This window comes from Mesorhizobium sp. M00.F.Ca.ET.216.01.1.1 (assembly GCF_004010325.2).
Taxonomy (GTDB): domain Bacteria; phylum Pseudomonadota; class Alphaproteobacteria; order Rhizobiales; family Rhizobiaceae; genus Mesorhizobium.
Map to the genome: position 1 here is coordinate 1 of NZ_SADR02000589.1, position 282 is coordinate 282.

A 282-nucleotide genomic window follows, 5' to 3' on the forward strand; every position below is an offset into this window, starting at 1 on the left:
GGCCGGTACGTGAATCCACGGCGGCAGGACGCCTGACAGCAAGCTGCCGCTGGCCGGATCGAGCAGCACGTGTCCGCCGATCTGTGCGAAGTCATCGCCGTTGCCCAGTGTGACCGTGGACCTTCCTGCACCCGAAAACAACGCCATTGCGTCGACGGGGACAACAGAAGGATCGCTCGCGAGCACAAAGGACCGTTTCGCCGTCAGAAGACCTACATCACCGCTTGCAAAACAGAAGGGTTCGTCGTTGCCGTCTATGGAAACCCAGCATGTGCCTTTCAC

General features: G+C 60.3%; 1 protein-coding gene. It reads right to left on the reverse strand.

Features of this window, described 5'->3' with window-relative positions; translation table 11 throughout:
- Positions 1-282 (reverse strand): cupin domain-containing protein (locus EN859_RS37555; RefSeq protein ID WP_135913768.1); only part of this gene is annotated, 282 nt, incomplete at both ends.